Genomic DNA, 7,177 nt, shown 5'->3' on the forward strand with positions numbered 1-7,177 from the left:
TTTGCCCGTTAGCGCTACTATATCGTCGATGAAACGCTCGTTTCCCAATGCCAGGCCTTTGTTCGCTGCCTTGCGGATATCGTCCAAAAGCCGGACGTCGACATGACTTTTGAATAGTGCGCGGTACCGCTCTTGCCGCTTTGCCTCGTTATCCCCCAGCGTCAGGTACAACCTGTGGGGCGACAGTAGCTCGCTATTTTTACCCAGGCCATTGCATTGGTAACTCGACCAGCTGTAATCGGCAGGATCCGTCACCATACCCGCTCTGACCGGGTTCAATTCAATGTAACGGTAAAGTTGAAAAAGATAGCGGTCTTCTTGTACCAGACAGGAACGGAAACGCCCCTCCCATAAGGTGCCAGAACGACGATACCGCTTATTGAAATACATCACATACATCCGTCCCAGTGCCTGTATCATCTGCGAAATCCCGGTGCTGTTGACCGGCGTGCACAATAAATGGACGTGATTGGTCATCAGTACCCAAGCATGGATGTTCACCCCATACTTTTTGCTATAGTCCTTTAGCCAAGCCAGATAAGCCTTCATATCTTCTTCATTGGCAAAGATCACCTGCCGGTTATTGCCTCGCTGGATCACATGCACTGGCAGACCAGCTATCGATATCCTTGGCTTTCTCGGCATTTTTCAATCCCTGAAACGTTAAATGGCCCACAGCAAGCAGCATAGACCATTTTAAACGGCTCTGACCCTTTTTATTCTCGCGTATCGAACGCGGGCCTTTTCCATTTTTTTGGGTATCTGCCGAGGACGGGGGAGTGGTTTGGGATTGGCATGGCTGCCGGCTTTTGGTTCTGCTAATTGCCTGCCGCAGGCCTTCGCACAGGCACACCCGTGACACGCTGTGAATGCATCCCTGTACGCTCAACGGCGACGTCCTGTCGCCGATGGTCACTGGTGCGTCTGTGCTGTGAGTGGGTGCAAAACTCAGACTTTGGGTGGTAGGGCTGGGTTATTTTTGGTGCTAGTTTCTTATTGAGCGCATGTAAAGGGGCTCTGGCCCCTTTAAATTTTTAATTTTTTTCATAAGAGAGAAAATTGTAGCTATTACTATTATAGTTAACAGTTACAACACCTAATTTACTGAACATCTCTTTAGCTATTATAATCTCTGCTTTGCCGAAGTCATCGGTATATTCGTTATATACTTCATCTCTATAAATAAACAAAACAGTATCAGAAAAATCTTCTAGTTCATTCCATTCATATAAGTCACTTAAAACTGGTCTTTTACATGCTCTTCTTTCCACTTTCATTGAAACCGAAGATGTTATTATTATTGGAACGCCTATCTCTCTTGCTAGATTTTTCAACTGTTTAGGTATGCTAGTGGGAATATGGTTCTGATGGGTTATTTGTTGATTAAGGTGCTGTATTGAATCAATTACAATTAAGTTAAGCTCATGCTTTGAATGTAATTCAATACACTTTTTTCGTAACTCCTCGGCTGTGGAGAATATACTTTCGTCAATATATAGTGGTGATTCGAGTAATAGCCCAAAAGAAGCAGATATTCTCGCCCATTGTTCATCGTCTAAGTTTCCACGGGAAACAGAATGACTATCAATGTATGATACTGAAGAAACTAATCGCTGTGTTAATTGTTCAGCTGTCATCGTCATTGTAAAGTATGCAACGGGTAACTTGTTAGTTAGTGCTGCATGAGTAGCTATATTTAAGGCTAAATCACCTTTCCCCATATTGGGGCGAGCAGCAATCGTTATTAACTGAGAAGAGTGCAGTCCATCAATTAATATGTCTAAGTCAGCTATTCCTGTTTCAAGGCCTGAAATTAAATTCTCATTATTATCATTGTAATTAAGTTCTAATTTATCTACAAAGCATTCTAATAGATCATTCATGCTACGCAATCCAGTACTTTCTTTCATTCTGTTTTTTAACTTAAGTCTATGGCTGATAGATTTTTTTATACCTTTAACAACATCTAGCCAAGCTTCGTCATGGTTACTCCAGCTAGTTACCGCTTTTGCATCTGCTGGTAATGCTTGAAGTTTTGCGAAAGGTGCATCTTCCCAATCAGTAGGCCTTAAAATAATGGGGATTACAATGGATTTATTTGCTTCGTGATTATCAATGGCTATTGATAGTTCTTTTCCGTAGCAATATTCCGATGCTATAAAGTCGGAGCTTACTAGCAATAAAATTATGTCCGCACTTCTAATGTTGTTATCAATTTCTGTTGCCCATTCCTGGCCTGCTGAAATACATCGATCATGCCAAGTAGATATAAGGCCTTTTCTTAGTAAAAGAGATAAGTGAGTTTCTAAATCATCTCTGAGTTTCTCATCTTTGTGTGAATAACTGTAAAAAACTGATACTGAGGAGTTTTCCATAAATTACAACTTAGTCAAGGTGATAGAACAATCATAGATAATAAGAGACAGGACACCTAAACCTTTCTATCCGTTTGACGGATGTAGTCGCACAGCTTCTTCAAGCTTTTCTGGTTGAGGGTTGCCATGTTCAAGCCAGTCGAAGTTGAAAACTCTCATTTGATCTTTTGCGTATTCAGTAGCCTGTGCACCGGTAAAGCCGCTTCCAGGAAGCCCCGACTCTTGTTGAACAATCAGGATGGTTAGGGGCGGAAGCTTGTGAAAAATGCAATAAGACTGTATAGGTTCAAGCAGTTGCCCCAGACCTGCAGCGGGAACACCTGTTAACTTGGATAAGATTCCATAGGTCAATGACTGACGGTTTTTGGCAGCCAATGCCAAGACTGCCCAAATCTGACTTGCGCGCTCTGAACGGGTCATTTCATATCCTTGTATAAAAGTGACAAAAACGAGGGCATCCAGAATTTTGCCCCAATGCACTAAAGCTAAAGGTTACACCCATTTCCCTATCGAAGCCGAGCTGGCTTTTGTCCATGGATGGATTTGGATGCCGAAGCTGTGCTTGGCATCGAGTCCTATCGCCGCCGGGCGCTTATCTCTGCCATCAGCTATGGCTACCGCACTGGCTTTAGCTACCAGATTGCTGTCCAACTCAACAGAAAACCAATAAAAATCTATTTAAAACAAGATCAAATCTAGCAGCTTGCTCAAGGCGAAACCTTAACTTAGGTCATAAACTGCGCCTGTGTTACCCAGGCTGTAAAGCCGGTGAGCCGGGGAAGAAGCAACTTGAAGGTGAGGGTGTCGAAAGCCTGTCCTTGCCTGCTTGTGCTGCTCTTGCCTGTGTAGCTCTAAACAGACGGTAGCGCGCTTCTTCCTTGATCCCTATTGTCTTTGGTTTTAGTGTTTGCTTAAGCTGGCGCTTAAGCTATTTTTTGGCTGGCGTTTAACTTGGGCTTATTGATCATGAATAAAAGGGGTCAGAGCCGTTTTATTTAATGTTCAGCCTTGGGATGCTTCCGCCAGCCCAACTGGCGACCCCTTTTCCCTGCATCCAAGCGTTTGCCCGTTAGCGCTACTATATCGTCGATGAAACGCTCGTTTCCCAATGCCAGGCCTTTGTTCGCTGCCTTGCGGATATCGTCCAAAAGCCGGACGTCGACATGACTTTTGAATAGTGCGCGGTACTGCTCTTGCCGTTTTGCCTCGTTATCCCCCAGCGCCAGGTACAACCTGTGGGGCGACAGTAGCTCGCTATTTCTACCCAGGCCATTGCATTGGTAACTCGACCAGCTGTAATCGGCAGGAGCCGTCACCATACCCGCTCTGACCGGGTTCAATTCAATGTAACGGTAAAGTTGAAAAAGATAGCGGTCTTCTTGTACCAGACAGGAACGGAAACGCCCCTCCCATAAGGTGCCAGAACGACGATACCGCTTATTAAAATACATCACATACATCCGTCCCAGTGCCTGCATCATCTGCGAAATCCCGGTGCTGTTGACCGGCGTGCACAATAAATGGACGTGATTGGTCATCAGTACCCAAGCATGGATGTTCACCCCATACTTTTTGCTATAGTCCTTTAGCCAAGCCAGATAAGCCTTCATATCTTCTTCATTGGCAAAGATCACCTGCCGGTTATTGCCTCGCTGGATCACATGCACTGGCACGCCAGCTATCGATATCCTTGGCTTTCTCGGCATTTTTCAATCCCTGAAACGTTAAATGGCCCACAGCAAGCAGCATAGACCATTTAAAACGGCTCTGACCCCTTTTATTTCCTTTTATTTACTTGGTTAATGCTATGTTCTAGCGCAGCGTATATCATCAAGCTGCAGGCTTAGAGCCCCTAATACTTGGATTCAAATGTCTCTTATTTTCTCGTACCAATTAAGAAAGAACAGCCTTCGGGTAAACTACCTGTATTCAGAGAAACTAATTCCAAGTAGTCTATCTCACTTACCTTGTCTGCACCTTTAAAGCGTTTTATTTCAAAGTAATAGTCCGCATATGGTGAACCTTTTGTTTGCAATTCCAAATATGGGTACTGCCTGTACTTCCAAATGCCATCTATTGATTCAATTACATTTTCGCCGCTTTTTGATAATGATTCGAGGTTGAATGAACCATTCTTATTAAGCTTCAGAGAAGTCGCTGTACCACAATTTTGTGCTTTATAATCGTTAATTAAATCTTGCTTAAAAAAAGTAATGCCGTTATCTATAATTTTAGGGAACAAAAATAACGCTATTGAGTCCTTTGTATACCAGTTGTTTCCTACATTAAAAACTTGTTTTTGCTTAATTGAAAATCCAGCAGAGGCAGATAAGCTTGATACGATATCGATAGATTCAGGCTTCTGTAAAAACAAAGAGTAGAGGAGAGTGTTTACTGTTATATCGGTTGGAAAATCAAAATCGTTTACCTCCACGTGATATTTATCCGATTTCTCGAAGGTGTTTATTATAGCCTCTTTTTGGCTATTATTTAGATACTTTCCATAAATATATACAGTGGGTTGACTTGTGCAACCGGATAGCAGAAATGCTATAAAAATCAGTAGGTAGTTTATCTTTTTCATACGTTACTCATGGCTGTCCGAGTTTCTTTTCGAGTCTAATCCATGCTCCTTCGTTTAACAACCCCAATATGTGGACCATAGCAGGTAGAGCGGCTGTAGCTAAGTCTGAAATCTGAAGAAGTGGAATGGCCCGTATTTCATTGAGACCCTGATGCCTCAATGAGGCTGTTTAAATTATGATCCGATCCGGTACTTTTGGACATCTCGCTAAGTGAGTAAACTCGCTTATTGAGGTGAAGTATGTCAACAAAGAAACCCCGCAATCCATACGCAAGAATTTAAAGCCGAAGAAAATAAAAGGGGTCAAATAAAAGGGGTCAGAGCCGTTTTATTTACCGACAAAAATGACAACATTTACAATTCTGCCCTAATGCACCAAAGCTAAAGGTTGCATCAGTTCTCCCATCGGAGCCGCTTTGGATGCTGAGGTAATGACCGTCGAGCTGGAATCTGCTTTCAAACGGTAATGTTTGTGTTTATTTGCCATTTTTTTTCGCTCGTTTGATGTCTCTAATCCACAATACCGATCCGTTTGTTTTTCTCATTTCAAAGAGGTCGATAGCGGCAAAGAGATCGCTGAGCTTTTTAAAGCCGTAGTTTCTCTGGTCAAAAGAGCTTTGGTTGGAAATGTGGGATCCTATTGGACCAAGTTGCGCCCAGCCATCTTCCTCTTCCGTCGCTTCAATCGCTTGGCGCAGCAGGTTGACTAGCTTGGCGTCACTTTTAAGATTGCACTTTTGCTGGATGGCCGGTTTGGGTTGCACGGCTTTGGTTGTTGAATCTTGCGCCGTGGTTGTTACGGCAGGTTCTGGTTGAGGCAAAGCTTCTGGAGTTGTATCCACGTCTTCTGTTTCTGATACCGACAAAGGTTCTGCATCGAGGTAGAGGAAGCGGGAGCAGCTGTTAACGAAGGCTGTGGGGGCTTTGCGCTCTCCAAAGCCAAAGACGGCTTTACCGTCAGCCAGAGCGCGGGTAACTAAAGGGGTAAAGTCGCAATCTGACGATATCAGGCAGATGATATCGATATCTTTGGTGTAGAGAATATCCATTGCATCGATGACCAATGCAATGTCAGTGGCATTTTTGCCTTTGGTTAAGTCGAATTGTTGGATGGGTTGAATAGCGTATTCGTGCAGTATGTCTTCCCATTGCTTTAACCCTGGGCTCTTCCAGTTCCCGTAGGCCTTGCGGATGCTGATCACGCCATGTTTCGCAAGCTCTGCAAGTACGATATCAAACTTCTTCGCCGGTGCGTTGTCGGCATCGATAAACACCGCAATTTTTTCTTTATCTCTCATGTTTATTTTTCAGCTCCTTCCTCTGGATGTTTAAGCTTGGCTGACCTCTGTCATCATTCAGCCGCCACTAAAGGCCAGTGTCACCTCTGCGATCGCAGGTGGCATCGATCATTTTCCCATCGGTGCCGCCGAAGGGCATAGAGTCTAGCTGGCTTTTGTCCATGGATGGATTTGGATACCGAAGCTGTGCTTGGCATTGAGTTCTATCGCCGCTGGGCGCTTATCTCTGCCATCAGCTATGGCTACCGCACTGGCTCTAGCTACCAGATTGCTGTCCAATGCAACAGAAAACCAATAAAAACCTATTTAAAACAAGATCAAATCTAGCAGCTTGCTCAAGGCGAAGCCTTAACTTAGGTCATGAACTGCGCCTGTGTTACCCAGGCTGTAAAGCCGGTGAGTCGGGGAAGAAGCAACTTGAAGGTGAGGGTGTTGAAAGCCTGTCCTTGCTGTTGTTCATGCTGCTTGAGCAGCGTGCATCTTCCCTGAACCTTAAGCTATTTTCTGGCTGGCGCTTAACTTGGGCTTAGTGATCATAAGCTTAGGGTTAAACATCCTAGCGGCAAAAAGTTTAACCAGCGTACAACATGCGGCTAACTTGAGCAACTGAGATAACTGAGCTGTGGTGAGCGAACCCCTCAGCTCAACATCTTGTTTCGTGACGGGCTCGCCTCAGGCGTTTCATTTAGCCCAAAGCGCTAAGTTAAAAGCCCAAGGCGGCTCGATGGGGATGTCAGACACTATTCATACGTCTTTCATGGGTACTGTGTCCTACCTGTGCTGACTTGAAGGCATGCCTGATGAGATGGTCACCTCGGTCTCGGCATCGCAATGTGCCATGATTTAGGTGCAAAAAATCTGACTCGAGGTGACCGTTATGAACTATAAACTCATCAGCATCGATCTGGCAAAAACTGTCT

Annotated in this window: 8 protein-coding genes; 2 read left to right on the top strand and 6 right to left on the bottom strand. The window is 44.3% G+C overall.

The features are described 5' to 3' along the window. The 3 genes from HC757_RS18780 to HC757_RS18790 all read right to left on the bottom strand — a co-directional run. The coding region (locus HC757_RS18780) for a transposase (protein ID WP_169565969.1) at nt 1-645 on the bottom strand (645 nt) is incomplete at its 3' end. Nucleotides 646-1,034: 389 nt separating this feature from the next. Continuing rightward, nucleotides 1,035-2,375: a DnaB-like helicase C-terminal domain-containing protein gene (locus tag HC757_RS18785; RefSeq protein WP_169565970.1), complete on the bottom strand. Its 1,341-nt coding sequence runs from the start codon at nt 2,373-2,375 to the stop codon at nt 1,035-1,037. A 66-nt stretch (nt 2,376-2,441) separates the two neighbouring features. Further along, nucleotides 2,442-2,795, bottom strand: a complete 354-nt coding sequence (locus HC757_RS18790) for a hypothetical protein (protein ID WP_169565971.1) — start codon at nt 2,793-2,795, stop codon at nt 2,442-2,444. Between the two features lie 117 nt (nt 2,796-2,912). On the opposite strand from HC757_RS18790, the gene HC757_RS18795 reads away from it, so the two are divergent. After that, nucleotides 2,913-3,074 (top strand): hypothetical protein, encoded by a 162-nt coding sequence (locus HC757_RS18795; RefSeq protein ID WP_169565972.1) that lies wholly within the window; start codon nt 2,913-2,915, stop codon nt 3,072-3,074. Nucleotides 3,075-3,370: 296 nt separating this feature from the next. Here HC757_RS18795 and HC757_RS18800 read toward each other — a convergent pair whose 3' ends face one another. The 3 genes from HC757_RS18800 to HC757_RS18810 all read right to left on the bottom strand — a co-directional run bounded on the left by HC757_RS18800 (nt 3,371) and on the right by HC757_RS18810 (nt 6,257). Next, nucleotides 3,371-4,081, bottom strand: coding sequence for a transposase (locus HC757_RS18800; protein ID WP_169565973.1), 711 nt, complete (start codon nt 4,079-4,081; stop codon nt 3,371-3,373). 170 nt (nt 4,082-4,251) lie between these two features. Then, on the bottom strand, nt 4,252-4,959 hold the full coding sequence (locus HC757_RS18805; protein ID WP_169565974.1) for a hypothetical protein: 708 nt from the start codon (nt 4,957-4,959) through the stop codon (nt 4,252-4,254). 476 nt (nt 4,960-5,435) lie between these two features. Then, on the bottom strand, nt 5,436-6,257 hold the full coding sequence (locus HC757_RS18810) for an NYN domain-containing protein (RefSeq protein WP_169565975.1): 822 nt from the start codon (nt 6,255-6,257) through the stop codon (nt 5,436-5,438). A gap of 278 nt (nt 6,258-6,535) precedes the next feature. Here HC757_RS18810 and HC757_RS18815 point away from each other — a divergent pair, with 278 nt between their 5' ends. Then, entirely contained in the window at nt 6,536-6,787 is a 252-nt protein-coding gene (locus tag HC757_RS18815; protein ID WP_169565976.1) for a hypothetical protein, read from the top strand. Nucleotides 6,788-7,177: the final 390 nt, after the last annotated feature.

Origin of the sequence: Shewanella salipaludis, assembly GCF_012911865.1 — a bacterium.
Taxonomy (GTDB): Bacteria; Pseudomonadota; Gammaproteobacteria; order Enterobacterales; family Shewanellaceae; genus Shewanella; species Shewanella salipaludis.

Bases quoted from the DNA above. Each gene is read 5' to 3' on its own strand.
- HC757_RS18815 (WP_169565976.1), top strand. From the start codon at position 6,536: ATGCAACAGAAAACCAATAAAAACCTATTTAAAACAAGATCAAATCTA.
- HC757_RS18810 (WP_169565975.1), bottom strand. From the start codon at position 6,257: ATGAGAGATAAAGAAAAAATTGCGGTGTTTATCGATGCCGACAACGCA.
- HC757_RS18795 (WP_169565972.1), top strand. From the start codon at position 2,913: ATGGATTTGGATGCCGAAGCTGTGCTTGGCATCGAGTCCTATCGCCGC.
- HC757_RS18790 (WP_169565971.1), bottom strand. From the start codon at position 2,795: ATGACCCGTTCAGAGCGCGCAAGTCAGATTTGGGCAGTCTTGGCATTG.
- HC757_RS18800 (WP_169565973.1), bottom strand. From the start codon at position 4,081: ATGCCGAGAAAGCCAAGGATATCGATAGCTGGCGTGCCAGTGCATGTG.
- HC757_RS18805 (WP_169565974.1), bottom strand. From the start codon at position 4,959: ATGAAAAAGATAAACTACCTACTGATTTTTATAGCATTTCTGCTATCC.
- HC757_RS18785 (WP_169565970.1), bottom strand. From the start codon at position 2,375: ATGGAAAACTCCTCAGTATCAGTTTTTTACAGTTATTCACACAAAGAT.